Source organism: uncultured Brevundimonas sp. (assembly GCF_963977465.1).
Classification (GTDB): Bacteria; Pseudomonadota; Alphaproteobacteria; order Caulobacterales; family Caulobacteraceae; genus Brevundimonas.
The window spans coordinates 159680-185362 of the sequence record NZ_CAXBOQ010000006.1 but is presented as its reverse complement, the minus strand read 5'-3'; the positions used below and the strand labels follow the sequence as shown (position 1 = coordinate 185362).

The following is a 25683-nucleotide window of genomic DNA, read 5'->3' as shown; positions in this document are numbered from 1 at the left end:
CGGCCCGGCCGAACGGAGGCGCAAATGATCCGAACAGTCATGGTGGTGATCGCCCTGGTATTGTTGGGAACGGGCTCGCCCGCCCTGGCCCAGATCGGCCTGCCGTCGATGCCGGGACCCACACTGCCGACGGGTCGGATCGAGACCCTGCCCGGACGAGTGGTCGGACGCGTGGACGCCCTCGAGCGACAGGTTGACGCCGTGGTCGAGACGGTCCCGTCCCACCTGACCCGCCTGATCCGTCAGTCACGTGGGGCGCTGGAGGCCGATCCCCAGGGCTGGCCGGTCGTGCGCGGCGAGATCCTCGCCACCGATCCAGCGCCGGCCGTGCTTGAGCGGGCCCGGGCGAATGGCTTCTTTGTGCTGCGGGAAACCCGGCTGGAGGGGCTGGATCTGACGGTCGTGGTCCTGACCCCGCCGCGGGGTATGGCGCTGCGGGACGGGGTCGAACGCCTGGCGGACATGGATCCGCAGGGCAGCTACACCTTCAATCACATTCACGGCCCGGCCGGGGGTGTCGTCGCGGTCGCCGGGCGCGCGGCGGTGCCGAATCCGGGGCCGCCGTCCGGCCGACGGGTCGGGTTGATTGATACCGGCGTGGAGGGGGGCCATCCCAGCCTGTCGTCGGTGACCCTGACCCAGCAGGGCTTCGCCGGGCCCGTGCGGCCCGCGGCCCACGGTACCGCTGTCGCCTCGCTGCTCGCAGGTCGGGGGGCGGGGTTCGCCGGGGCGGCACCCGGCGCGGACCTGTTTGCCGCCGACGTCTACGGCGGGGCGGTGACCGGCGGTTCGGCCGAGGCCCTGGCCCGGGCGCTGGCCTGGATGGCGGTCCGCGACGTCAGGGTAATCAACATCAGTCTGGTCGGCCCCCGAAACCCGTTGGTCGAGGTGGTGGTTGGTCGACTGGTCGGACGCGGCTATCTGCTGGTCGCGGCGGTCGGTAATGACGGTCCGGCCGCGCCGCCGCTTTATCCGGCCGCCTATTCCGGCGTGATCGGTGTCACGGCGGTGAGCGGCCGCGATCGGGTGCTGCCCGAGGCCGGGCGCGGCGCGCAGGTGGATTTTGCCGCCCCTGGGGCAGACATGGCCGCCGCAACGCTCGGTGGGGGCTATGCCACGGTGCGCGGGGCCTCGTTCGCCGCACCGATCGTCGCCGGCCTGCTGGCAGAGCGTATGGAGGCCGGTGGTGCCGACCGGGCTGTGGCGGCGCTGACGCGCGAGGCCCGCGATCTGGGGACCGCCGGGGACGATCCGGTCTACGGCCGGGGACTGGTCGGGGCTGATCTCCGCGTCGCCCCCCGTGCTGTCGGTGCGCGCGGACGACTGACGCGCTGAAAGACATTCAAGCGACGGATGAAAACCGCATGGCCCGTCGTTGGGCTCAGTGAGGGCAACGTCTGCCTTCATTGAGTTTCAGGAGAATGCACCATGCGTAAGATCCTATTGCTGACGGCGAGCGCGACGTTTGCCTTGGTTATGGCCGGCGGAGTCCAGGCCCAGGTGGTCGGCGGCGCGACCGGCGGAATCACCGGAAGTGGCGGCGGTAGCCTCGGCGGTCTGGGCAGCATAACCGGGCAGGCCGCCGGTTCCGGCAGCGGCGCGTTCGGCGGCTCGATCGATCGTGGCATCGTCAGCGACCGTCTGGGCGACACCACCAGCCTGGCCGAACGGGCCCGCGCCCGGGCCGAGGCCCGGGCTGAACGGACCCGCGCGCGGGCCTCAGCCGCCGCGGCGCGCGCTGAACGGGCGGCTGCCGCTACTCGTGACCAGGCCCGCGACACCACATCCTCGGCCGCTGCCCGCGGGCAGGCGGCCGGTGCCGGGGCGCTGAATCGTGCCCGTTCGACCGATCTGTCGGGTGCCGTCGCAGGCTCGGGCTCGGGTCAGGTCGGCTCGGATACCGGTGTCGAAGCCGACGGTGGCCTGATGTCGGGTGTCGGGTCGGACACGGGCAACAGCTCGGCGCGCGGTGGCGCTTCGTCCTCCGGTTCGGCCTCGGCCAATCGTGGTGGCGTCTCAGTGTCGGCCAGCGGCAACGCTAATGCCTCGGGATCGACCGGCCCGGAATAGTCGACCGCCTCCCTTAAGGCGGATAGGCCCCGTCGCGCGAGCGGCGGGGCCTTTCCGTGCGCGGACTGCGGACGGCCCGGACTGGACGCACGGCGGGTGCGCGCGCCATAGAGGCGCAGGTTTTTCGCTGGAGTCCCCATGTCCGAACTGTTCGTCCGGCCGACCCGTGCCCAATGGGAGGCCCAGGCCGGCAAGGCCCTGAAGGGGCGTGCGCTGTCCGAGCTGACGCGAACGGATGCCGACGGCCTGGGGGTCGCCCCCCTGTATGCAGCCGACGATGCGGTCACCCCGGTGTTCGCGCCGCGCGCTGTGGATGCCGACGGCCGGGCCTGGGACTTGCGCACCCTGATCGAGGGGGACGCTCCCGAGTCGGTGAATGCCGCCGTGCTGGCGGATCTGGAGGGCGGAGCGGCCTCGGTGATCCTGTCGGGGGCCATTCTGTCGGACAGCGATCCGCTGGCGCGGGCGCTGGACGGTGTGGCGCTGGAGCTGGCGGCCGTCGGGCTGGACGCCGGACTGGACGGCCCGGTCGCGGCCGACGCGCTGGCGGTGGTGGGCAAGGGCTCGCCGCGGGCGAAGCTGCGCTTTCATCTGGATCCGGTTTCGGCCTTTGCCGCCGCCGGGGCCGCGCCGCGACCGATCGATGAACATCTGACCCTGGCGGCCAATACGGCGGCCCGGCACGCGGGGGCCTATCCCGAGGCCAGCTTCTTTCTGGCCAGCGGTCGGGTGGTGCATGAGGCCGGTGGCTCGGCCGGGCAGGAACTGGGCTTTGCCGCAGCCTCGGCCGTGGCCAGCCTCAAGGCCGGGGTCGCGGCGGGACTCAGCCTGGAGCGGGCGGCGCGGGGCACGGTTCTGGGCGTGTCGGTCGACGCTGAATATTTTGACGCCCTGGCCCGGGTGCGAGCGCTGCGGTTGATCTGGGGTTCGCTGGTCAAGGCTCTGGGGCTGGACGTGCCGGCGACGATCGAGGCGCGCTCGTCGCGGCGCATGCTGTCGGCGCGTGATCCCTGGCCCAATCTGCTGCGTCTGACGTCGGCGGGGTTCGCGGGGGCAGTCGGCGGGGCGGATGCGGTGGTGCTGGACGGATTCAGCCGCGCCTCGGGACGCCCGGATGCCCTTGCCCGGCGACTGGCGCGCAATACCCAGCTGGTGCTGATGGAGGAGGCCAACCTGGGGCGGGTCGACGATCCGGCCGCGGGGTCATGGTTCCTCGACGCCCGTACGCGCGATCTGGCCGAGGCAGGTTGGGCCGAATTCCAGCGGATTGAGGCCGAGGGCGGGGTGATCGCGGCCCTGAAGGCCGGTACGATACAGGCGCGGGTGGCCAGGGCGCGGGCCCTGCGCGAGGCCGATCTGGCCGAGGGTCGGGCCCAGCTGATCGGGGTCACGAAATTCGTCAATGCGGAGACGCGCGCGGCCCCGGTCGAGGCGGAGCCGGAGGCGACAGTGTCCAGGGGCGGTGACACTTGTTCGGCCCTGACCCCGGTGCGGTTCGCCGCGCCCTTTGAGACCACGCTCGCGGAGGCAGCCCGATGAGCGGCTTTCCCGACTTCACCCGCATCGATCTTGACCCCGGCACCGTCGGGCCGACACCGACCCGTGTGGACTGGGAGACCCCCGAGGGGATCGTCGTCGCGCCGGCCTATGGCCCGGACGCGGTCGAGGGACTGGACTTCACCGACGGTCTGCCCGGCTTCGCCCCCTATGTGCGCGGCCCCTATCCGACCATGTATGCGTCCAACCCCTGGACCATCCGGCAATACGCCGGCTTCTCGACCGCCGAGGAATCCAACGCCTTCTACCGGCGCAATCTGGCGGCGGGGCAGAAGGGGCTGTCGATCGCCTTCGATCTGGCGACGCACCGGGGCTATGACTCAGACCATCCGCGGGTCGCAGGCGATGTCGGCATGGCTGGGGTGGCGATCGATTCCATCCTCGACATGCGCACCCTGTTCGACGGCATTCCGCTGGACACGATGAGCGTGTCGATGACGATGAACGGGGCGGTGCTGCCGATTCTGGCCCTCTATGTCGTGGCGGCGGAGGAGCAGGGCGTGCCGCACAGCGCCCTGACCGGGACCATCCAGAACGACATCCTCAAGGAGTTCATGGTCCGCAACACCTACATCTATCCGCCCGGGCCCTCGATGCGGATCGTGTCGGACATCTTCGCCTGGACCGCGGCGGAAGCGCCCCGGTTCAACTCGATCTCGATCAGCGGCTATCACATGCAGGAGGCCGGGGCCTCGGCCGATCTGGAGCTGGCCTATACGCTGGCCGACGGCATCGACTATATCCGCGCCGGGGTGGCGTCGGGCATGGATGTCGACACCTTCGCGCCGCGGCTCAGCTTCTTCTGGGCCATCGGCATGAACTATTTCATGGAGGTGGCCAAGATGCGCGCGGCCCGCCTGCTGTGGGCCGAGCTGGTGCAGGCCGAGTTTGCGCCGAAGGACCCGAAATCTCTTTCGCTGCGGGCCCATTGCCAGACCTCCGGGTGGTCGCTGGCGGCGCAGGACGTGTTCAACAATGTGCCGCGCACCGTGATCGAGGCCATGGCCGCCGCCGGGGGACAGACCCAGAGCCTGCACACCAATTCGCTGGACGAGGCTCTGGCCCTGCCGACCGATTTTTCGGCCCGGATCGCGCGCAACACCCAGCTGTTCCTGCAGATGGAGACCGGCCTGACCGGGACCATCGACCCGTGGGGCGGCAGTTTCTACGTCGAACGGCTGACGGCCGATCTGGTCACCCGGGCCCGGGCCCACATCGCCGAGATCGCCGCCCTGGGCGGCATGGCCAAGGCCATTGAGGCCGGGGTGCCCAAGCTGCGTATCGAGGAGGCCTCGGCCCGGACCCAGGCGCGCATCGACACCGGCCAGCAGACGCTGGTGGGGGTCAATCGCTATCTAAACGCCGTTGCCGACGACATTCCGGTTCTGAAGGTCGACAATGCCGAGGTGCGGGCGCGTCAGATCGAGAAGCTGCAGAAGCTGCGGGCAGAACGCGACGAACCGGCGGTGCAGACGGCGCTGGCGGCCCTGACCGAGGGGGCCCGCGGCGACGGCAACCTGCTGGAACTGTCCGTGCGCGCGGCCCGGGCCTATGCCACGGTCGGCGAGATTTCCGACGCCCTGGAGGCGGCCTTCGGGCGGCATGTGGCCACGGTGAAGACCGTCACCGGCGTCTATGCCAAGGCCGCAGGCAAGGACCCGAAGATCAGCCGGGCCCGCGACATGGTCGCCACCTTCATCGAGAACGACGGCGGGCCACCGCGCATCCTGATCGCCAAGCTCGGTCAGGACGGTCATGACCGGGGCCAGAAGGTTATCGCTACCGGCTATGGCGATCTGGGACTGGAGGCCACGGCCGGATCCCTGTTCCAGACCCCGGCCGAGGCAGCGCGGGACGCGGTCGAGAAGAACGTGCACGCGGTCGGGGCCTCCTCATTGGCGGCCGGACATCTGACGTTGGTGCCCGAACTGAAGGCCGAGCTGGAGCGGCTGGGTCGGTCGGACATCATGATCGTAGTCGGCGGAGTGATCCCGCCATCCGACGTCCAGACCCTGATCGACATGGGCGCGGCGGCGGTCTACCCGCCCGGCTCGGTCATCGCTGACACGGCCATCGACCTGATCGACCGCCTTAACGTCCGGCTGGGGTATGCCCAGAAGTCCTGACGACGGATCGTCAGGGACGCTGCGACCCTAGGGGCGGTAGCGGTCCGGCAGGGCGGCGGCCTCTTCGGCCGTCAGCCGGCGCACAATCTCGACCCGACACGGTGCCGTGGGCGAAATCGAGGCCGAGACTGAAATCTGCGCATGGTCCCCGACGCACAGGCGCTGTGCCGGTCCGGGCATGGGGGTGAAAGCCAAGGCGTCTGCGGTGTCCAGATCCCTGCAATGGGCCGACGCTCTCAGTTCGAAGATGTCAGCACCGACCGCCCGGACATACAGCGACTGACTTTCGCCGGGGCGGAAGCTGATGACCTCATCCTGATAGAAGCACACCCGGTTGGAGGCCGCGTCCGGCAGGCGTGTGCCCGGTCCCGGGGCACAGGCCGACGGGACGACGATCAGGATGGCGGTGGTGATCGCGAGTATCAGGCGGGCCATGGGACTCTCCGGAGATCAGGGTCGCTGGTTGTCGGGCAGGGCGGCGATCTCGTCCGCAGTCAGGCGGCGATCCACGCGGGCGCGGCAGCTGGCCGGTTCGCCGCCCAGGCCGCGCATGGTGATGCGGGCGTTATCGCCGACACAGAGGCGACCGACACTGCTGTATTCGGACTGGATGGCCACGCTGCTGGCAAGATCGAGCTCCTGGCAGCGTTCGCGCGTACTGACCTCGAACACCTGATCAGAGCGGTCGCGGACGTAGAGGCTGCCGTGGTCGCCCTGGCGGAAATTGGACAGGGACGAGGCCCAGAAACACTGGCGCTGGCTGGCGGCTCCCGATGGATCGGTGCTCTGCTGGCCGGGCGCGCAGGTCGCCAGCGACGTCAGGGCGAAGGCCAGGGCCAGGGTCCGGGCCATGGGGATCGAGACGGTGGGCATGCACGTTCCTCGCAGCGGGTGTCGGAATTCAAACAAGCGCGTCCGGGCGGGGTTCTGCAAGGGGCTGGGTGCGGACCAGTCGTGCGGGGTCCACCTGTGTGGCCAGGGCCGCGGGCAGGGGCGAGGGCTGGGCGAGGACAAGGGCCGCGACATGTTCGGCCAGAAGCGGCGCGAAGGTGAAGGCGCGCGACCCCATACCTGTCAGCAGAAACAGGCCCTCGCGCCCGGGCAGGGCCCCGGCCAGGGGCAGGCGGTCCGGCGTGGTGGCTCGAACGGCGGCGTGTGCCTGAACGGGCCCTGCCGCCGCGATCCGTGTGGCGAGGCCGGGCAGACGCGCGCGCAGGGTTTCAAGATTGCGATGGTTGTCGTCATCACGAACGTCGGTGCCGGTGTCTCCGCGATCATGGGTGGCCCCGTACAGGACACCGTCGTTCGTCGGGATGGCATAGCCGCCCCAGGCGACCGCCGGGGTCGTCGGGCCGTCGGTCCAGTTCGCCTGACCCCGAACCGGCGCAAGCACAGGATGGTTCGGGCCCAGCAGCGCCGCCGATCCCCAGCCCGCCGCGATGATCACCGTGTCCACCGTCATTATCGGGCGTCCGTCAGCGGCCATCAGGCGCCAGCCGCCTGCGACGGGTTCGATGTGGTCGACGGCGGTGCCGGTCTGGACGGTATCGGCCAGCCAGGCGTTGAGAACACGCGCCGGGGCCACGGCCATGGCCGTGCGCATGTCCAGCCCCCCGGCAGGCACGGCCTCGCCCAGTCGGACGGTCGCGGTCGCCGCGGACAGGAGAGTCATCGCACCGTCCGGCCATAAAGGCTGCGCGGCGACCTTGGCAAAGCGCCGGGCATCCTTGGGGCCCTGTTCCAGTTGCAGCACGCCGCGGGTCAGAACGGCCCCGGGAATTGTGGCGTAGAGACTGGTGGCACGATGGAGGGCCTGGGCCCCCAGGGCGGCAATTACCGGATCACCGGCGTCGAGGCGGGGGGTGACCAGTGCGGCTGGAAAGCCGGACCCGCCGGCTCCGGGAGCGGATGTTTCGACCACCGTGGCGGCGACCCCCAGCACGGCCAGGGCCCGGACGAGGGCCGCCCCGCCGATGCCGGCTCCGATGACGGCGATGGAAGGCGGGGCTGGATCGGGCAGCGGGGCCGTCGGCAGGGTCGCTTCCAGCCGTTCGCGCTTGCGGCCGTGTCCCGGGCATTTGGCGACCGCGAAACCACGTTCGGACAGACCGCGCCGCACCGCGCCGGCGACGGTGAAGGTCGCCAGACGGGCTCCGGGCGCGGACCGGGCGACGATCGCGTCGAGCACGGCCGGTGACCACATGTCGGGATTGGTGGCCGGAGAGAAGCCGTCGAGGAACCAGGCATCGGCGCGCCCGCTCCAGGCGTCCAGCGCCCAGTCGACCTCACCCACGGCCAGATCCAGAGTAGCGCGACAGGCGGGCAGGTCGATGCGGTGAAAGCCGGGCGTGGCATCGGGCCAGGTCTCCAGCAGAGGCATGGTCACGCTCTCGAGTTCAGGCCAGGTGGCCAGGGCGCGTCGGGCTTCATCCGCCCGGAGCGGATAGCCCTCGATCGAGAAGATGTGCAGGTGGGCAGTCGGCGGGGCGGTGCGCTGCCACAGATCGAGCAGGGCGGCGATGTTCAGTCCGGTGCCGAAGCCGAGTTCGCCAACCGTGAACCGGGTCCGCCCGGCCCAGGCCTCCGGCAGACCACAACCGGCCAGAAAGACCGCCCGGCTTTCGGCGAGACCGTCCTGCTGCGAAAAATAGACATCGTCGAAGCGGCCGGATCGCGGCGACCCGTCTTCGGCCCAGATCAGACGGGGCGACAGGTCCGGGGTCGGGTCGTCATGCGGCATGGTCGCGCCTTACACCGCGGGGCAGGTCGCGCGCACGAAAAAAGGGGCCGCCGAGGCGACCCCTTTTCCGTTCCGGGCCCGAAGACCCGAAATGATTGCCTGTAAGCGTAAAGCTTAGTGGGCAGCCGGAGCCATGGCGGCGTCGGCCGCCGGAGCAGCTTCGGTCGTGGCAGCAGCTTCGCCGGCGGCGACAGCGGCGTCGGTGGCGGCGGCGTCGGCGGTGACGGCGGCGTCGGCGGCGGTGTCGGCAGCGGCCGTGGCGTCGGCAGCGGCGTCTTCAGCCTTGTCGGCGGCGGCCGGCTGGCAAGCCGAGACGGTGAAAGCGAAAGCGGCGGCGGCCGAAACGGCCAGCAGTTGACGGATGGTCATGTGGAATTCCTTCAGGACAGGGTCAAGCGAGGGCATGAATCCCCGCAGGAGGGAGATAACGGGTTTGTGAGCAGCTCCGCAAGCGAAATCTCACGCGTTCGTGATCACTTCTGGTCGGGCAAGAAAAAAGGGGCCGCCTGATGGGCGACCCCTTAAATCCGGTCCGGAGGTTGCCCTCCGAAATCGAGCAGAAAGCTTAGTGAGCAGCTTCAGCCGGGGCAGCTTCGGTCGGAGCGGCTTCGGTGGCGGCGGCAGCAGCAGCAGCGGAATCCGTGGCGGCAGCGGCGTCCATGGCGGCCGAATCGGCGGCAACGGCGGCGGTGTCGGCGGCGGCGGCGGCGGCGGTGTCAGCCGATTCAGCGGCCGGCTCGGCGGCAGGCTGGCAGGCGGCGACGGTCAGAGCGAAGGTGGCGGCAGCCGAAACGGCCAGCAGTTGACGGATGGTCATGATGTTACCCCTGAGTTGGAATCAAACGGGGGCAATCCCCGCTGTCCTTTCGGTAACGCGTTTGTGAGGTCGTACGCAAGCCCCCATTCAGCTCAGGGACTCTCCAGCGGCGCGGGCCACCGTGGTCGGATGAACAGCCGGAATCGGGCCGACGTCGGATCAGGCCGCGTCGGCGGGCATGTTGGACAGGGTCTCTTCCATCTCGAGGAACGACGGCTGTGACGGGGACGGAATATCGCCCCGGCCGATCTCCACCGAGATCTGGGCGGCATTGCCGTGCAGGTGGGCGACGAGGACCGAGCGGATGATCTTGTAGTAGCTGGAGTCTTCTTCGACGATCGATTGCAGACGCGCTGCGAATGGCCCGACCAGACCGTAGGCCAGGAAGACGCCGAGGAAGGTGCCGACCAGGGCCCCGCCGATCATCCCGCCCAGAACCTCGGGCGGCTCGGTGATCGAGCCCATGGTCTTGATGACGCCCAGCACGGCGGCGACGATCCCCAGAGCCGGCAAGGCGTCGGCCAGGCCCTGCAAGGCATGGGGGGCGTTGAGCGCCTCGTGGTGATGCTTTTCGAGCTGTTTTTCCATGGCGTCCTCGATCTGGTGAGGATCCTCGAGGTTCATGGTCATCATGCGCAGGGTGTCGCAGATGAAGTCCGTGGCGAAATGGTCCTTCAGGACCTTCGGATATTTCTGGAAAATCGGGCTCTCGGCCGGCTTTTCGATGTGACTTTCGAGGGCAATGACGCCCTTGGACTTCATCGTCTTGGTCAGCTGGAACAGCAGGCTCAGCAGGTCCTTGTAGTCCTGCCTCTTCCATTTCGGGCCGGCGAACGCCTTGCCCAGTCCCGACAGGGAGCTCTTGATCGTGGGGACGCTGTTGGAGATCATGAAGGCGGCGATACCGGCACCGCCGATCGCCATCATCTCGTGAGGCAGGGCGTGCAGGATCACGCCGAACTTGCCACCCGAAATAATGTAGCTGCCGAACACAAGGCCGAACAGCAGCACGATGCCGATAATCTGGAACATGGGGCGGTCCGGACGTCCTGGGACGGAAAGACCTGCACAATCGCCGTTAATGCTTAAGGGGCGGTTTCGATTCCCGGTAGATCAGAGCCGGGTTTCACCGCGCATGATCGCCGCATAGCCGTCGGCGGTCAGCTTGGTGTAGCCGGCCTTACCGCCACGCACATAGAGCTGGGCCGAGACCCTGGACGGGTCGAAGCCCTCCTCGACCAGATCAATCTTGCGATATTTGAAGGTTCCTGTGGTTTCGGCGCTCTTGAGCAGACGCACGAACACAGGGCGGGCGTAGGACGGCAGTTCCGCGTCGACCCATTCGGCAAAGGCGCGGGCGCTGAACCGACCCTCGACAATCAGGGCGACCATGCCGGCCTTGCCGTCCTGATCCGGCACAGAAACGCCATAGGCGATGACTTCCTGGACACCGGCGGCCTCGGACAGACGTTCCTCGATCTCGGTGGTGGAAACGTTCTCGCCCTTCCAGCGGAAGGTGTCCCCGATCCGGTCGACGAAATAGTAGTATCCGTCCGAGTCCCGACGCATCAGGTCGCCGGTCCGGAACCAGCGATCGCCGCGCTGGAAGACATCGGTCAGAACCTTCTTTTCCGAGGCGGCCTTGTCGGCATAGCCCGAGAAATTGTGCTGGATATCGTTGCCGATCATGCCAATGGCCTCGCCGGCCTCGCCCGGGCCGGTGAGCTGACAGAAGCCGTCGGCACCGCGCATCGGTTCCTCGGTCTCGATGTCGAAACGCACCAGACGGATGTTGATCCGGTTTTTCACGAAATTGGGGACCCGGCCGATCGCACCGGGCTTGCCGTCGAAATTGAACAGGGAGACGTTGCCTTCGGTCGAGCCGTAGAACTCCAGGATGTCCGGGATGGCGAACCGTTGCTGGAACTCTTCCCAGACATCGGGGCGCAGGCCGTTGCCGTACGCGAGCCGGAGCTTGTGGTCGCGCTCGTCCGGATGCTCGGGACAGTTGACCAGATAGCGGCACAGCTCGCCGATATAGACGAAGATTGTCGCGCCGGACGCCTTCACGTCGGGCCAGAAGGTCGTGGCGGAGAATTTCCGGCGCAGGATCAACCGACCGCCGTTCAGCAGGGCCGGCCCCACCCCGACCAGGCCGCCGGTCGAATGATACAGGGGCAGCACGTTGAAGGTGCGGTCCGAGGCGGTTGCTGCGGTAGCACCGGCGAAGGCACGCATATAGGTCCGGGCGCGCGAGTGGGGCATACGTGCGGCCTTGGGCAGGCCGGTGGTTCCCGAGGTGTAGATGTACAGGGCCGTGTCCCGATTGGTCAGGCCGGCGCGGATAGATCGGTTGGGTCGGACCGACGAACCCCCGCGCAACGGCTTGTCGAGACCACGCCGGTTGTCGGCCTCGGCCTCATCCTTCAGATCGATTACCCAGAGCATCAGGTTACGGTTGACGAAGGGCCGGGCCTCCTCGACCTGGGGCCAGCTTTCATTGTCGGTGACGATCTGGGACGCCCCGGAAATCTCCAGACAATGCGCCAGGGCGTGACCGGTCAGATTGGTATTGATCAGCGCCGTGGCCACGCCGATCTTGGAAAAGCCGATCCAGGCCGCCAGATATTCGGCACGGTTCAGCATCATCAGGGCGACGACGTCGCCCCGGTGCAGGCGGCGGCTCTGACCCCAGTGCCCGAAGCGGTTGGCGAGGGCGTCCAGCTCCCGATAGGTCAGGGTGCGGTAGTCGTCCTCGACGGCGATATTGTCCGGGAACCTGTCCACCGCCTCCTCGAAATCGTCACAGACGAGATCGGGACTGTCGAGCTGTATCGGCTTGATGCGCTGAAGCAGGCGACGCAAACCCTTTGCGAACTTCAGGTCGCGCCGGATGTTGGCCATCAGCTTCATGGTCGCGTCTGCCTCTTTGAATTGGATCGTCAGACGCCCGTGATGGACACCCGACCTGCTCGGGTCAACTGCGGGGGGAATTCCGTCGGTGATTCCCTGTGGCCCGGCACAAGATTATTGCGCGCCGTGGCGCCGTTGCGCCGGTGACGTCGGGTCAATCCGGTCCCTCGGGGGCTGCCGGTCCTGCAAACGGGAGGCGGTGGTGCGGCGCGTCGCAGATCGGTCGCCGCCGGCAGGCTGACGCCCGATCATCGGAGACATGAAGCCAGTCTGCTGAACCTCAGCAGCTTTCGGGCTCTCCAAGACATGGGCACGTAATCGTCAAGTTGATGGCCTGCCTTAACTGTGTCCGCAACGGTATTTCTTTGTGTCATCGGCAAAAAATCGGAACTCATGCCCGAGGTTCCGGTTCTTCATAGCGTACTATGGAGAATAACCATGTCAATTACATACCCTGATCACATCGTCGCCGACCGGCCTGTCGCAGGTAACGCTACCGCTGGTACGGCCCCCGTCGCCGAGAGCGCCCCCTACACGCCGGTCTACGCCCGCAGCGGCAAGGCCCGGAATGGACGCAAGGCAGTTAAAACCTGGATGATCCTGGCCCCGGTCGGTGCCTTGGTGCTGATCGGCGGTGGCGTGGCCATGGCCATCGGCGGCAACACTTCCGAACCGCTCGTCGCGCCTGTGCCGATTGAATCGATGCCTGCCGCTGCGCCGGTGGTGGCTGAAACCGCGCCGTCGGCCGTTGCGACCCCCGCTCCGGCCCAGGCTATTGCGCAGACTGCGCCGGCACCGGTCGCCAGACAGGCCGCCGAGCCGCGTAACCGTGCGCCAGCGGTTCGTCCGCGGGTCGAGGCTGCCCCCGTCGTGGCTCCGGTCGAGACCGTTGCGCCGCCCGCTGGTCCGCAGCCCTATCTGAGCGCCGCGGAGCCCGCCGCCGCTGCGCCGGCACCACCGACGCCGGTGCTGCCGCCGGAAACGGTGACCGGTCCGCCGATCGACTGAATGACCGGCAACTGAACAGCTTGAAGGCCCCGTCGATTCGCATCGACGGGGCCTTTGTCGTTTGGACGATGTCAGGGGCGGGCGGGAGACACGCGCCAGATCACATTGCCGACGTCATCGGCCACCAGCAGAGCTCCGGTTGCATCGGTCTGGACGCCGACCGGGCGCCCCATGGCCTCGCCGTCAGTATTGAGAAAACCGGTCAATATGTCCCGGGGCAGGCCGACCGGGCGGCCATCGACGAAGGTGACCGAAACCACCTTGTAGCCGCTGCGGGGTTCGCGGTTCCATGATCCGTGCTGGCCGATGATCGCCGCGTTGCGCCATGCCGGTACCAGCGCGCCTTCGTAGAAGGTCAGGCCGAGCGAGGCTGTATGGGCACCCAGGGCATAGTCGGGCTTGAGGGCGCGGGCGACCCTGTCGGGATTGCGCGGCTCGACGCGACTATCGACAATCTGGCCGTAATAGCTCCACGGCCAGCCGTAGAAGCCGCCGGGGGTGACCGAGGTCATATAGTCGGGCACCAGGTCGTCCCCCAGCTCGTCGCGTTCATTGACGGCCACCCAGAGTTTGCCGCTCTCGGGGTTCCAGGCCATGCCGACCGGATTGCGCAGGCCCGAGGCAAAGACCCGCCGCGTGCCGGTGGCGGGGTCGATCTCGAGGATGGCGGCGCGGTCGACCTCTTCATTGAGGCCATTCTCGCCAATGTTGGAGTTGGAGCCGACCCCGACGTACAGGCGCGAACCGTCGGCGCTGGCGACCAGACTCTTGGTCCAGTGATGGTTGCGACCGGCCGGCAGTTCGGCGACCGTCACCGGAGCCGTGGTGATCGACGTCTCGCCGGTACGGTAGGGGAAGGCGACGACAGAATCGGCATTGGCGACATAGAGCCGGTCACCGACCAGGGCCATGCCGAAGGGAGAGCTCAGGTTCTCGAGGAAGACGGTCCTGAGCTCGGCCGTGCCGTCACCGTCGGCGTCGCGCAGCAGGGTAATCCGGTTGGCGCTCGGCACCCGGGCTCCCGCCCGCTTCATCACCAGACCCTGGATCCAGTCGCGCAGGCCGCGGGTCTTTTTGGCCATCCGGGCAGGGGCGTTGGTTTCGGCGACCAGAATGTCACCATTGGGCAGTCGGTAGAGCCAGCGCGGGTGATCCAGGTCGTCGGCGAAGGGCGTGACCTGGAATCCACTGGCCGCGATCGGGGTCTGTCCGGCGGGCCAGCCTGTGGCCGGGGCGATGTTGACGGTCGGTAGCAGGGTGGTGCGGGGTGCCGGGAGGGTCGGGTTCGGACCGAACTGTTCCGCCTCAGGCACCCGGGCGCTGTCGGCGCAGGCTCCGGTCGCGAGGACGAGGGCTGCCACGATGACAAGGGGATAGCGGGACATGGAGGAACTCCTGCGGCGCTGCCGATACGGTGGGGTTCTACCCCGACGGCCGATGTTCCGCACGGTTCTTTCGCGCAACGGGTTGAGCCGGCGGTGATTGACGCCATATTCGACGCGGGAGCGGACAGGTGCCGCGAGGGGACGCTCAGACAGATGCAGCCGGTCATTGCCATCGAAGGTCTGACCAAGACCTATGCCTCGGGCCTGCAGGCTCTGAAACGCATCGACCTGGAGATAAGCAAGGGCGAGATTTTCGCCCTGCTGGGTCCGAACGGGGCCGGCAAGACCACGCTGATCAGCGTGGTCTGCGGCATCGTCACGCCGTCGACCGGCACCGTCCTGGCCGAAGGGTTCGATATCCAGAAGGACTACCGCAAAGCCCGGTCCAGGATCGGCCTGGTTCCCCAGGAACTGACCACTGACGCCTTTGAAACCGTGCTGGCGACCGTCACCTTCAGCCGCGGCCTGTTCGGCAAGGCCCCCAACCCAGCCTTTATCGAACAGGTGCTGCGCGACCTCAGCCTGTGGGACAAGAAGGACGCCAAGCTGCGCACCCTGTCCGGCGGGATGAAGCGGCGGGTGATGATCGCCAAGGCGCTCAGCCACGAGCCCGACATCCTGTTCCTCGATGAGCCGACGGCCGGGGTCGATGTCGAACTGCGCCGCGATATGTGGAACCTGGTACGAGGGCTTCGTGATCGTGGCGTCACCATCATCCTGACGACCCACTACATCGAGGAGGCCGAGGAGATGGCCGATCGGGTCGGGGTCATCCTCGCCGGTGAGCTGATCCTGGTCGAGGACAAGACGGCGCTGATGAAAAAGCTCGGCAAGAAAACGCTGACGCTGAATCTGCAGGAACCGATGACGGTAGTCCCGGTCGAGCTGGCGGACTGGTCGCCGACGCTGAAGGCGGACGGGCATGAGCTGGAATATGTGTTCGACTCCAACGCCGAGCGGACCGGTGTCCCCTCGTTGTTGCGCCGGCTCAGCGAACTGGGCGTGGCCTTCAAGGACCTGAACACCAGCCAGAGCTCGCTGGAGGACATCTTTGTCACCCTTGTCCATCAGGACCGGACGGAGACCGCGGCATGACCATCAACGGTTACGGCATCTGGGCCATCTACCGGTTTGAAATGGCGCGGGCCCTGCGCACCGTGTGGCAGTCGATCGTCACGCCGGTGATCACGACGGCGCTCTATTTCGTGGTGTTCGGATCGGCGATCGGCAGCCGCATGACCGAGATCGACGGCGTGCCCTACGGGGCCTTCATAGTGCCCGGGTTGATCATGCTGAGCCTGTTCACTCAATCGATCTTCAACGCCAGTTTCGGCATCTATTTCCCGAAATTCACAGGCACTATCTACGAAATCCTGTCCGCACCGGTGTCGCCGCTGGAGATCGTCGCGGCCTATGTCGGGGCGGCGGCGACCAAGTCCGCCATTCTGGGCCTGATCATCCTGGCGACGGCGACCCTGTTCGTGCCGCTGCACATATTGCACCCGGTGTGGATGCTGGCCTTTCTGGTGCTGATCTCGGTGACCTTCAGCCTGTTCGGTTTCATCATCGGCATCTGGGCCGACGGCTTCGAACAGTTGCAGATGATCCCGATGCTGGTGGTCACCCCTCTTACCTTCCTGGGCGGGTCCTTTTATTCGATCGACATGCTACCCCCGATGTGGCGCACGGTGACCCTGTTCAATCCGGTCGTCTATCTGATCTCGGGTTTCCGCTGGGCCTTCTTCGGCACCAGTGACGTGGGGGTGGTGATCAGCATGTCAGCGACGCTGGGGTTCTTTTTCACCTGCCTGGCGGTGGTCGGCTGGATGTTCAAGACCGGCTACCGGCTCAAGAGCTGACCGTTCTGCGGACACGTCCGGGTCACGAAACCGACCAACTCCGACGGCACCGTCAAGGGTGACTGTATTCATGACGCGCGCCGGTTGCTGGCGCGGGAGTAATCATGCCGACCCCAACCGATGACAAGGCCAGACCGACCGGGCGCCATTTCGTCCAGTGGGGAAGACCCCCGCAGACGGTGTTTCGGGTGGGACCCCTGCCGGGGCAGGGCCCGTCCGCGCGGCCGCCGGTCGATCCGGTTGCCGCCAGACCCCCGGCCAGCATCCTCAACGGATCATTGATCCCGCAACGTCGACCCGCCACCGACATGGCCTTGCCTCCGGTGGCCGCGAGGGTGGAGCCGCGTATCGATCCCGCGCCGCCCGTTCCCCCGTCGGTCGCGCCCGTCGAAGCGGGTCCGGTTGCGGCGACGGTCGCCACGTCCCCGCGCCGGTCAACCGGCCGTAGAGGAGTTTATCTGGCACTCGGGGCGGTCGCCGTTTCGGCCGTAACGATTTCCGCGGCGACCTGGCTGTTCACGCGGCCGGATCTGGCCCCTGAAGCCCCGCGACCGGAGAGCCGGGAGGCGGTCGTTATTTCGGTGCCGTCAGCGGTTGCGCCCGAGGTGCCGACGGTGATTGTGCCGGTACCGGACGCCAGTCCCGCCCCGGTCGCCCGGGCCCCGGAACCGGCAGGATCGGCGGAACCTGCGCGGCCTGCGCCGGAGGTCACGACGAGCCGGCCCTCGGCGGCAGGCACGGAGCCGTTGACGCCCGCCGCTGCGAGTCCGGCGCCGGTCGGCCCGCCGACCAGTCCGCCCGTGATAATTGCCGAGCCCATCGTTCCACCCCCGACGGTAGCGCAACGGCCATCGAACGATCCGGACGGACCGATCATCACCCGGCCGCAGACATTGGATTCAGTGGAGCCGCCGGTCAGCGAATAGTCAGATAGCCGCGCTCGACCATGCGGCGCATGGCTTCATAGGCCTCGGCCAGTTCCTCGTAGGCGGTGCGGTGCGCGGTCAGGCGGGCGGTCTGGTCCGGTGTCACCGGCGAACCGGATTCGGACAGACGCAGCGCCTCGGCGGCCCATTTCCCGCGCGCGGTGGCCGTCATCACCGCGAGGCGCTGGAAGGTGCCGGCGTCGACGCCGACCAACATCTGGCCGATGACCTCGCGATTGGAGACGAAGGCGGCATAGTCGATCTTCTCCAGCAGCCCGCGAACGCGGCGCTGTTCCTGGGGATCGGCATCCTGGGGCTCGAAATGATCGCGAGCCCGGCGATAACTGGTCGTTTGAACGGTCGACATGGCCCTACTCCTGGACGTCAGGAAGCAGGCTGCGCCACACGGGTTAACGGGTGGTTGCGGTTCCGGTCGGGGCCAGACGGATTTTTCGGCGGTCGGACGGGCCCGTGCCCCGCGGGCAGGCTATGGGGGCGTAGATCGTAGAATAGCAGAGGCGAACCTCGCGCAGCCAGTCGTCGTCGGCCAGGACCACGGTAACGGCGCTGCGCGGCAGGCCGGGGTTGGACCGGGCGAAGGCGTCACGGACGCTGCCGGCGGTCAGCCGTCCGGCCGGGATGGCTTCCAGATCGGGACGGTTCAGGCCGTTCCAGAGCGTCGCCGCCTGATCGAAATAAGCCTCGGGACTGGACCAGCCGCAGGTGCCGTGGGCGGCCCATTCATGCTGCATCAGGCGTGGCGACGGGGTCATGCAGAAATTGGCGCGCACGGTCGCGGGCTGCAGAGCCGGGGCAGGTCCGCAGTAGCGCGGATGACGGCGGGCCGGACCGTTGGGCCACAGGCCGTGCAGGGTCAGGCCGAAGCGATTGTCGCGGCACTGCAGGTCCGGGTCGGGATAGTCCTTGCCGCTGCGACAGGCCTGGGCCGACCAGCTGATGGCCAGCAGATAGTAGGCGGTGGCGACGTCGCGGACGATCTCGTCGGCGGGCGGCGCATAGGGGCGGGCCGGGGTCAGGCCGGGTGGAATTTCGCACCGGTCATCGCCGACGGTGACGGGGGCGGCCGGGGGCAGCGGGACCGCCCGCTCGCAGGCGGCGAGTCCCAGCAGCAGGGCGAGGGCGGCGGCGCGGGACAGCAGACGGATCATGGCTGTCCCGCGCGACCGGTCAGGCGGTGGGCTTGGGTCCGCGCGCCTCGGCCAGGCCGGCGACGACGCGGTCGAAGGTCTCGGCCACCTCGCCGGTCGGGGCCTTGCCCATCAGGCTGACCACGACGATGGCGATGAAGCTGAGCACGAAGCCGGGCACGATCTCGTAGATCAGGCTGCCGAGCACGGCCCCGTCGACCAGCACCGGCGCATAGGTCCAGAACAGAACCGTGGCGGCACCGACGATCATGCCGGCCAGCGCCCCGTTGCGGGTCATTCGCTTCCACGTCAGCGACAGGATCACCAGCGGCCCGAAGGCGGCACCGAATCCGGCCCAGGCCTGGGACACCAGTCCCAGAACGCTGTTGGAGGGGTTCCAGGCGAGGATGCCGGCGGCCACGGCCACGGCCAGCACGGTCAGTCGCCCGACCAGAACCAGCTCCTTCTGCGAGGCGTTCTTGCGCAGGAAAATGCCGTAGAAGTCTTCGGTCAGGGAGCTGGACGAGACCAGCAGTTGCGACGAGATGGTGCTCATGATGGCGGCGAGGATGGCGGCCAGCAGGAAGCCGGTGATCAGCGGGTTGAACAGCACGTCGGACAGCAGGATGAAGATGGTCTCGGGGTCGTCGACCACCAGGCCGGTGCGGCTGGCGTAGGCGAGGCCGGCCAGGCCGGTGCCCAGCGCACCGATCAGGGTGACCAGCATCCAGCTCATGCCGATATTACGCATGGTCGCGACCGAGCGCACCGAGCGGACGGCCATGAAGCGGACGATGATGTGCGGCTGGCCGAAATAGCCGAGGCCCCAGGCCATGGCCGAGATGACGCTGATCAGGGTGGCGTCCTTGAACAGATCCAGCAGACCGGGATCGATGCCGCGGATGGTCTCGGTCATGCCCTCGACGCCGCCGACATGGGTCAGGGCGACGAAGGGCACCAGGATCAGGGCCACGAACATGATGCAGCCCTGGACGAAGTCGGTCAGGCTGACGGCCATGAAGCCGCCCAGCAGGGTGTAGGCCATGACCACGCCGGCGGTGATGAACAGGCCCCAGCTGTAGTCGAGGCCGAAGGCGCTCTCGAACAGCTTGCCGCCGGCGACCAGGCCGGACGAGGTGTAGAGCGTGAAAAAGACGATGATGACGATCGACGAGATGACCCGCAGCAGGCGGGTGCGGTCGAGGAAGCGTTTGTCGAAATAGTCGGGGATGGTCAGGGCGTCGCGGGCCAGCTCGGTGTAGAGCCGCAGGCGCGGGGCGACGATCAGGTAGTTGGCGAAGGCGCCGATGAACAGGCCGATGGCGATCCACATCGACGAAAGGCCGCTGAGGTACATCGCGCCGGGCAGGCCGAGCAGCATCCAGCCGCTCATGTCCGAGGCTCCGGCCGAGAGCGCGGCCACGGCCGGGCCCAGCTTGCGTCCGCCGAGGATGTAGCCCGACACGTCGCTGGTCGATTCGCGATAGGCGTAGAGCCCGATCGCCAGCATCAGGACGAAATACAGGCCGAGGGTGATGAAGGTTCCGGTTTCCATGTACTAGGCGTAGCAGCGTTGCGGCAATGGGGACAACCCGGGGTGTTTCCTACCCCGCCGGCAGGCGCAGGGTGAAACAGGTCTCCCGCTCGTCGGAGGTGACCGACAGGCCAACGGGCCGCGCCGGGTCATGGCGGCGGTATGGAAGGGCGGGCGGAGCGCCGGGCCTTCGCCCGGAGAAATAAAAAAGTACCGTTTCGACGAAGTCCGACGCTCCGCGTGGAGAGTTTTCAGAAGCTTGCGTCGGGTGGCGATGTTTAGCGCCTTACCGCAGCGCCCCTGACGGGCGGGCCGTGCTCGCGACACGGTCCCCGGACCGGATGCGTATCCCCCGCATCCCTGACATCCAATCATCCCGATCAGACCCCGGGCGTCGCCTGCCTTGCGATGGCAGACCGGAACCGGGCCCCCGCTTCTCCACTCCCGCCGCACACCAGGTCGCAGGCCAGGCGGCCCTTCCTTGCGACGGGACACGGGGATTATGGCGCAGGTTGGAAGGGGGGCGGGAAATTTGCGGGTGGAATTCAGCAAAGGATTGATCGGGTTGAGGTTTGAGTAGCGTCGATAGGGGGATTCTTCGCCAACACCGCGCATCGCTTCCCTCTCCCGTCGGGAGAGGGCTTGAGCCTCCGCGAGCGCAGCGATCGGTCAGGCGAAAGGGTGAGGGGTTACGGTGCGCCGCCGGGACCACCGTACGCCCACACCCCAACCCCTCTCCCCCGGGAGAGGGGCTTGAGAAGGGCCGCACCGCTCGTGCCTGAACCGATCGCGCTATCGCGCGCCGCTGGGTCCCCCGGTCTGCGCCGCGAAGGCGCGGCTTGCCGGAGGATGACGACAGCACTGGGTCCCCGCCTTTGCGGGGATGAGCGGAAATTTGGGCGATGACCGGTGTCAGCCCCTACCGGAAGATGCAGGAGACGCCGGCCCAGAGGGCGGTGACGCGGGCAGAGGCGGTGGTGCCGGTCAGGATGCCGAAGATGTCGGTCGTGGCGAATTCGGGGCCGACGGTGTCGTTGATGACCTCGACGCCGGGCCAGGCGGCGCGGACCTCGGCCAGGGTCGAGCCGACGTGGATGTCGTGGACGGTGCTGAAGCCGGCCGGGGCGCGCTCGCCGGCCCACCAGCCGACGAATTTGCCGTTCTGGAAGGCCAGGGTGAAATCGTCGTCCCAGCGGGCGAATTTGAGGGGCCCGGCGCCGCATTCGTCATTGCCGTCGAGGGTGGGGGCGGTGCCGTCGTGCAGGCCGGTCATATAGCTGATCACCGTGTCCCGGGGCGCGCCGAAGCTGAGCTTGAGCCCGGTGCCGCCGCCGCCGGGATTGGCCGGCATGAAGCCGTTACCCTCGAGCAGGATGGCCGTCACGCCCGCGCCCGCCGGGTCGGCAGGGTCGGTGGCGGGGGCGGGGGCAGGATCGGCCAAGATCGGCGCGGCCGGAGCCTCGGCCGGGGCCTCGCCGCCGGGGCCGCAGGCTGTCAGGCCGAGGGCGAGCATCAGGGCGAGGGTGGACGTCGGGGCTGAAATGTTCATGGGGACGCAGCCTAGGCCGCCGGGGACGGTTTGTGAACCGGCGGTACGTGAGGGGTGCCTTCTCCCGGCGGGAGAGGGCTTGAGCGCACCCGAGCGTCAGCGAGGTTCTGGCACGAAAGGGTGAGGGGCTGGACCGGGGGCGATCCGCACCAGCCGACCCTCATCCGCCCCTTCGGGGCACCTTCTCCCAACGGGAGAAGGATGGAGGCGCGCACTGGCCTCTGCCCGTCCGGCACCTATATGCGGTCTCCCCCCAACGGAGCGCCGTCATGACCCAGACCCTGAAGATCGATTTTGTTTCGGACGTCGTCTGCCCCTGGTGTGTGGTCGGACTGGGCGGGCTGGAGGGGGCGCTGGAGACGTTGAAGGGCGAAGGAATTGAGGCGGAGGTGCGGATCCAGCCGTTCCTGCTGAACCCGGACATGGTCCCCGAGGGCGAGAACATCGTCGAGCATATCGGCAAGAAATACGGCTCGACCCCCGAACAGTCGGCCCAGTCGCGGCAGATGATCCATGAGCGGGCGGCCGAGGTCGGCTTCACCATGAACACCGGCCCCGACAGCCGCATCTGGAACACCTTCGACAGCCACCGGCTGCTGCACTGGGCCGGGGCCACGGCACCGGACAAACAGGGCGCGCTGAAGAAGGCGTTGTTCGAGACCCATTTCACCGACGGGCGCAATCTGACCGACCCGGAGGTGCTGGCCGATGCGGCGGCCAAGGCCGGGCTGGACCGGGCCGGGGCGGCGGCGGTGCTGGCCGAGGGGCGCTATGCCGACGAGGTGCGGGCCGAGACGGCGCTGTGGGTGTCGCGCGGCATCAATTCGGTGCCGGCGGTGGTGATCGAGGGGAAGTACCTGATTTCCGGGGGGCAGCCGGTGGCGGTGTTTGAAGAGGCGCTGCGGAAGATCGCGGGCGAGGTCGCGGCGGAAAGCTGATCCTTCTCCCCTTGTGGGAGAAGGTGCCCCCGTGAGGGGGCGGATGAGGGGTGAGACGCCGCTTCATCCGACAGGCTGCTGGTCGGCACGCACCGCAGATGCGGCACCAGCCCCCTCATCCGTCTCGCTCCGCGAGCCACCTTCTCCCACGAGGGGAGAAGGGCGCGGTGGCGCGGAGCCTTTGCCGTTCCGGGGGATTGAACGGGCCTGATTTCTCTGACCGGGACCGTCGATGTCGCACCACCGCCTGCACGATCTGTTTCGACGGCTGACGCGTCGGCCGAAGCTGTCGGACAAGGTGATCGAGGGGCTGGCGCGGGTCGGCTATGGGGCGCGGGGGTTTGTCTATCTGTCGGCTGGGGTGCTGACCCTGCTGGCGGCGACCGATGACGTCGACGAGGCGGCGGGATCGCGCGAGGCGATCGGCTGGCTGGCGCAGCAGCCGTTTGGAAAATTGTGGCTGGTGCTGCTGGGGCTGGGCCTGATGGCCTTCGTCGCCTGGAGTCTGGTGCAGTCGCTGTTGGACGCCGACCGGGAGGGCAACGACCTGCGCGGCCTGGCGGTGCGGCTGGGCCAGTTCAGCAACGCCGTGTTCCACGCCGTGCTGGCCTTCACCGTGTTCCAGTATCTGCACGCGTTCGGCGGGGCCGCCGCCGAGGCCGCCGAGCATGCGGCGCAGAACCGCGACAGGGTCGAGAGGCTGCTGGCCCTGCCGATGGGGCAATGGCTGCTGGTCGGGGCCGGGCTGACCATTCTGGCCGTGGGGGTGACCAATATGGTGCGGGCGGCGCGCGACGATTTCACCGGCTGCCTGGCCTGTTCCGACCGCCTGTGCCGCCGCCTGGCCCCGCTGGCGCGGGTCGGTTATGCGGCGCTGGGGTTCGCCTATCTGCCGCTGGCGGCGTTTGTGGTGCTGGCCGGACTGCGGGCCCGGCCCGGGGCCGTGACCAGTCTGGGCGAGGCGCTGGATGCGCTGGAAAAACAGCCCGGTGGCAGCTGGATGCTGGGCCTGACGGCGGTGGGGCTGATGGCGTTCGGGGCGTTCGCGTTCGTCGAGGCGCGGTGGCGGAAGATCAGGGCACCGAGGGGGTAGGTGGGCAGACCGGTCGCGCAGCGATGGGAAAGTGGCCGGGCGAGGCTGGGCTTCGCTTTGCATCTTAGTACAACCCAGGCCGCTCCATACAAAGTTCACGAATTCTGCGCTGTGCGCGATCGAGGCTTGGGGATTGTCTCGCTGCTACTTGGGCACGCCATCTAGTTCTAAGAAACTCATCCAAACGTTGGTTGTACGCAGGGCCAACCCGGGCAGCGGCGTGCGGAAGTGGGCACATATCGTCGCGAACTCGACTGCTACGGGAAAGACGCGCGAGGTTCACTAATGCTTCCTTGGCGTCCTGCAGTGTGTCTGGGTTCTGCGGAATGCGATTGACGGGAATCTCGAGAAATTCTGCGAGTCGATCTCGGTCGGCGATTATCCAAGCCTCGGTCTCCATTTCCGCCAATCGGACGACCAGATTGAGGTGCTGCGGTCCCCCGATCCATTCCTGGATCATTTGAATGGGACAGTTTTCCGCTCTGTCTCGGTCTGCAATTACGAGAATGCGCATACCTCGTGCGGCTTCATTCAATGCGCGGAGCCTATGCGCAATGAAACCGATTCCTTGTTTGCCAAGGCGGTTTGTAATCGTTGCTTCCGGATCGACATAACGGACGATCAGTTCGGCGAGTAATTCGGACGGAGCATCCTCAGAGACAATCGTCAGAGAGCCGGGCATTATTCGAGGCTGCTTAGAAGATCGAGTTGCTGCGGCCGAGTCCTTGGAAGTGCTACCTGTCCCACAGTTAGTCCGGCTCTAATCAATCGCGCCATATCGACATCGTCCGAAACCAACGTCGCAGATGTTCCTTCGTGACTCGCCTCTAGCAAGAGCACTTCAGATGCATCCACGCCTGGATCGGACAGTAGGTCCATGCTGTGCGTACTAATCAGGACTTGACGTTTTCGCTGCCTCTGCATGCGATAAATTAAGGGTGCCAACTTGGATACGATTGCCGAGTTTAATGACAACTCTGGTTCCTCCAATAGGAGGAGTGAATCGCCTTCAAGAAGAGACCAGAGAAGCCCAATCAGCCGCAGTGTTCCATCGGAAAACTGATCTTCCCTTTGCCATCCCGCATTATGCCTCCAGTGGGAATATAGAGCCGCCAAATGAGGTCGGCCTGTTTCCTCATCGCGTTCAAACTTGAGCTGCTGTAGCTGGGGAACCGCTATCTTGAGCGCAGATTCGATTCTCAAGAGTCGAGACTTTTGGCTGCGACCCGGCGTTCGAGCGACGCTTTCTAGAAAGCCTTGCCCAAATGGGTCCGATTCAATTCGCCCCTGAAGAAGCTCCGAATACCTGAGCAACTGGGGTACGAGGTGGAGATATGTGGTCCCCTCGAAGAACCTCACAATTTCTCGGAACGCGGCGTTCTCGTTGACTTGTTCGAGAAATGTTTGGGTGAGCCTTACCGGGTCCGCCACGTCCTTACGGTCAGGCCTTTCAAGAATAACCTTTCCATTCTTCCAGACTGTTTCCTCAGAGACGATTGGCTGCCGATATCCCCGGGTTTCCTGCCGGATAACCAAGCGATAGCGCCAAATGGTCGGAGCATCTGCCTCTTCAGCCAAGCTTACATCAATCGCGATTTCGGGGTCACGTCGTGCCGAAAGCGCGCGAAGTTTAGAAAGGCCGCCGCGATCCTTCACAGCCTTCTGTAAGCCGCCGCCTTCTGGCTTTGCGACATCTCTCAGAAAACGAAACGCATCAAGGAAGTTCGATTTTCCCGCAGCGTTTGGCCCGACTATGAATTGCCGGTCTCGGAGGGCTACATCCGCCTCCCGAAAGTTGCGCCAATTACGCAGTCTTATGCGATTTACGATCACGAACCCAGTTCCTAGCTTCACTCACCAATATGCTGGCGAGAGATCAGAAACCATAGCCAGTGATTGCGAGCGCTTCGCCATAACCTGTCGAGGTCCGATCTGCGTGAAAGAGTAGACGGCTCTAGGCTGTTGTCGCGAGATAACGCGGAAGGGAAAACTCGGTGTCTCCTCCGGCCAGTAATAAGTT

24 protein-coding genes are annotated in these 25683 nt (G+C 66.9%); 9 read left to right on the top strand and 15 right to left on the bottom strand.

Annotated features, from left to right (window positions below; translation table 11 throughout):
• The first annotated feature begins 24 nt into the window (after positions 1–24).
• The 4 genes from AAC067_RS13865 (at position 25) to scpA (ending at position 5753) form a co-directional block, all read left to right on the top strand.
• Positions 25–1335, top strand: a complete 1311-nt coding sequence (locus AAC067_RS13865) for a S8 family serine peptidase (RefSeq protein WP_339933443.1) — start codon at positions 25–27, stop codon at positions 1333–1335.
• A gap of 93 nt (positions 1336–1428) precedes the next feature.
• A complete protein-coding gene (locus AAC067_RS13860) occupies positions 1429–2070 on the top strand; it encodes a hypothetical protein (protein ID WP_339933442.1) in 642 nt (213 codons plus the stop codon).
• Positions 2071–2208: 138 nt separating this feature from the next.
• Positions 2209–3609, top strand: a complete 1401-nt coding sequence (locus tag AAC067_RS13855) for a methylmalonyl-CoA mutase family protein (RefSeq protein ID WP_339933441.1) — start codon at positions 2209–2211, stop codon at positions 3607–3609.
• Positions 3606–5753 carry a methylmalonyl-CoA mutase gene (gene scpA, locus AAC067_RS13850; RefSeq protein ID WP_339933440.1) on the top strand — a complete coding sequence of 716 codons (2148 nt, stop codon included), beginning with the start codon at positions 3606–3608 and terminating at the stop codon, positions 5751–5753. The genes AAC067_RS13855 and scpA overlap by 4 nt, the downstream gene beginning before the upstream one ends.
• A 27-nt stretch (positions 5754–5780) precedes the next feature.
• Here scpA and AAC067_RS13845 read toward each other — a convergent pair whose 3' ends face one another.
• The 7 genes from AAC067_RS13845 to AAC067_RS13815 all read right to left on the bottom strand — a co-directional run bounded on the left by AAC067_RS13845 (position 5781) and on the right by AAC067_RS13815 (position 12223).
• Positions 5781–6188: a hypothetical protein gene (locus AAC067_RS13845; RefSeq protein ID WP_339933439.1), complete on the bottom strand. Its 408-nt coding sequence runs from the start codon at positions 6186–6188 to the stop codon at positions 5781–5783.
• Between the two features lie 15 nt (positions 6189–6203).
• Positions 6204–6626, bottom strand: a complete 423-nt coding sequence (locus AAC067_RS13840; protein ID WP_339933438.1) for a DUF6491 family protein — start codon at positions 6624–6626, stop codon at positions 6204–6206.
• 28 nt (positions 6627–6654) lie between these two features.
• Complete coding sequence (gene mnmD / locus AAC067_RS13835) at positions 6655–8493, bottom strand: tRNA (5-methylaminomethyl-2-thiouridine)(34)-methyltransferase MnmD (protein ID WP_339933437.1); 1839 nt, start codon at positions 8491–8493, stop codon at positions 6655–6657.
• A gap of 114 nt (positions 8494–8607) precedes the next feature.
• A complete protein-coding gene (locus AAC067_RS13830; protein WP_339933436.1) occupies positions 8608–8862 on the bottom strand; it encodes a hypothetical protein in 255 nt (84 codons plus the stop codon).
• Positions 8863–9058: 196 nt separating this feature from the next.
• Positions 9059–9310: a hypothetical protein gene (locus tag AAC067_RS13825; protein WP_339933435.1), complete on the bottom strand. Its 252-nt coding sequence runs from the start codon at positions 9308–9310 to the stop codon at positions 9059–9061.
• Between the two features lie 159 nt (positions 9311–9469).
• Positions 9470–10342, bottom strand: coding sequence for a flagellar motor stator protein MotA (motA, locus tag AAC067_RS13820; RefSeq protein WP_339933434.1), 873 nt, complete (start codon positions 10340–10342; stop codon positions 9470–9472).
• Between the two features lie 81 nt (positions 10343–10423).
• Complete coding sequence (locus tag AAC067_RS13815; protein WP_339933433.1) at positions 10424–12223, bottom strand: long-chain-acyl-CoA synthetase; 1800 nt, start codon at positions 12221–12223, stop codon at positions 10424–10426.
• Positions 12224–12661: 438 nt separating this feature from the next.
• Between AAC067_RS13815 and AAC067_RS13810 the strand changes: the two genes are divergently transcribed.
• Complete coding sequence (locus tag AAC067_RS13810; RefSeq protein WP_339933432.1) at positions 12662–13231, top strand: hypothetical protein; 570 nt, start codon at positions 12662–12664, stop codon at positions 13229–13231.
• A 71-nt stretch (positions 13232–13302) separates the two neighbouring features.
• On the opposite strand, the gene AAC067_RS13805 is transcribed toward AAC067_RS13810, so the two are convergent.
• The gene (locus tag AAC067_RS13805; protein WP_339933431.1) at positions 13303–14616 is read right to left on the bottom strand and encodes a sorbosone dehydrogenase family protein; all 1314 of its coding nucleotides are present in this window, start codon (positions 14614–14616) and stop codon (positions 13303–13305) included.
• Between the two features lie 153 nt (positions 14617–14769).
• On the opposite strand from AAC067_RS13805, the gene AAC067_RS13800 reads away from it, so the two are divergent.
• On the top strand, positions 14770–15711 hold the full coding sequence (locus AAC067_RS13800; protein WP_339933430.1) for an ABC transporter ATP-binding protein: 942 nt from the start codon (positions 14770–14772) through the stop codon (positions 15709–15711).
• Positions 15708–16475 carry an ABC transporter permease gene (locus AAC067_RS13795; RefSeq protein WP_339933429.1) on the top strand — a complete coding sequence of 256 codons (768 nt, stop codon included), beginning with the start codon at positions 15708–15710 and terminating at the stop codon, positions 16473–16475. The genes AAC067_RS13800 and AAC067_RS13795 overlap by 4 nt, the downstream gene beginning before the upstream one ends.
• Positions 16476–16929: 454 nt before the next feature.
• Here the strand turns inward: AAC067_RS13795 and AAC067_RS13790 are convergent, their stop codons facing one another.
• The 5 genes from AAC067_RS13790 to AAC067_RS13770 form a co-directional block, all read right to left on the bottom strand.
• Positions 16930–17295 carry a hypothetical protein gene (locus AAC067_RS13790; protein ID WP_339933428.1) on the bottom strand — a complete coding sequence of 122 codons (366 nt, stop codon included), beginning with the start codon at positions 17293–17295 and terminating at the stop codon, positions 16930–16932.
• A gap of 95 nt (positions 17296–17390) precedes the next feature.
• Positions 17391–17768 (bottom strand): hypothetical protein, encoded by a 378-nt coding sequence (locus tag AAC067_RS13785; protein WP_339933427.1) that lies wholly within the window; start codon positions 17766–17768, stop codon positions 17391–17393.
• Positions 17769–17811: 43 nt separating this feature from the next.
• Positions 17812–18570, bottom strand: a complete 759-nt coding sequence (locus tag AAC067_RS13780; protein ID WP_339933426.1) for a ribonuclease T2 — start codon at positions 18568–18570, stop codon at positions 17812–17814.
• 19 nt (positions 18571–18589) lie between these two features.
• Positions 18590–20104, bottom strand: coding sequence for a sodium/proline symporter PutP (gene putP / locus AAC067_RS13775; RefSeq protein WP_339933425.1), 1515 nt, complete (start codon positions 20102–20104; stop codon positions 18590–18592).
• Between the two features lie 898 nt (positions 20105–21002).
• Positions 21003–21632 (bottom strand): hypothetical protein, encoded by a 630-nt coding sequence (locus AAC067_RS13770; RefSeq protein WP_339933424.1) that lies wholly within the window; start codon positions 21630–21632, stop codon positions 21003–21005.
• Between the two features lie 269 nt (positions 21633–21901).
• On the opposite strand from AAC067_RS13770, the gene AAC067_RS13765 reads away from it, so the two are divergent.
• The gene (locus tag AAC067_RS13765; RefSeq protein ID WP_339933423.1) at positions 21902–22570 is read left to right on the top strand and encodes a DsbA family oxidoreductase; all 669 of its coding nucleotides are present in this window, start codon (positions 21902–21904) and stop codon (positions 22568–22570) included.
• Positions 22571–22802: 232 nt separating this feature from the next.
• On the top strand, positions 22803–23663 hold the full coding sequence (locus tag AAC067_RS13760; RefSeq protein ID WP_339933422.1) for a DUF1206 domain-containing protein: 861 nt from the start codon (positions 22803–22805) through the stop codon (positions 23661–23663).
• A 64-nt stretch (positions 23664–23727) separates the two neighbouring features.
• Here the strand turns inward: AAC067_RS13760 and AAC067_RS13755 are convergent, their stop codons facing one another.
• Positions 23728–24345: a hypothetical protein gene (locus tag AAC067_RS13755; protein ID WP_339933421.1), complete on the bottom strand. Its 618-nt coding sequence runs from the start codon at positions 24343–24345 to the stop codon at positions 23728–23730.
• Positions 24345–25496 carry an AAA family ATPase gene (locus AAC067_RS13750; RefSeq protein ID WP_339933420.1) on the bottom strand — a complete coding sequence of 384 codons (1152 nt, stop codon included), beginning with the start codon at positions 25494–25496 and terminating at the stop codon, positions 24345–24347. The genes AAC067_RS13755 and AAC067_RS13750 overlap by 1 nt, the downstream gene beginning before the upstream one ends.
• Between the last annotated feature and the right edge of the window lie 187 nt (positions 25497–25683).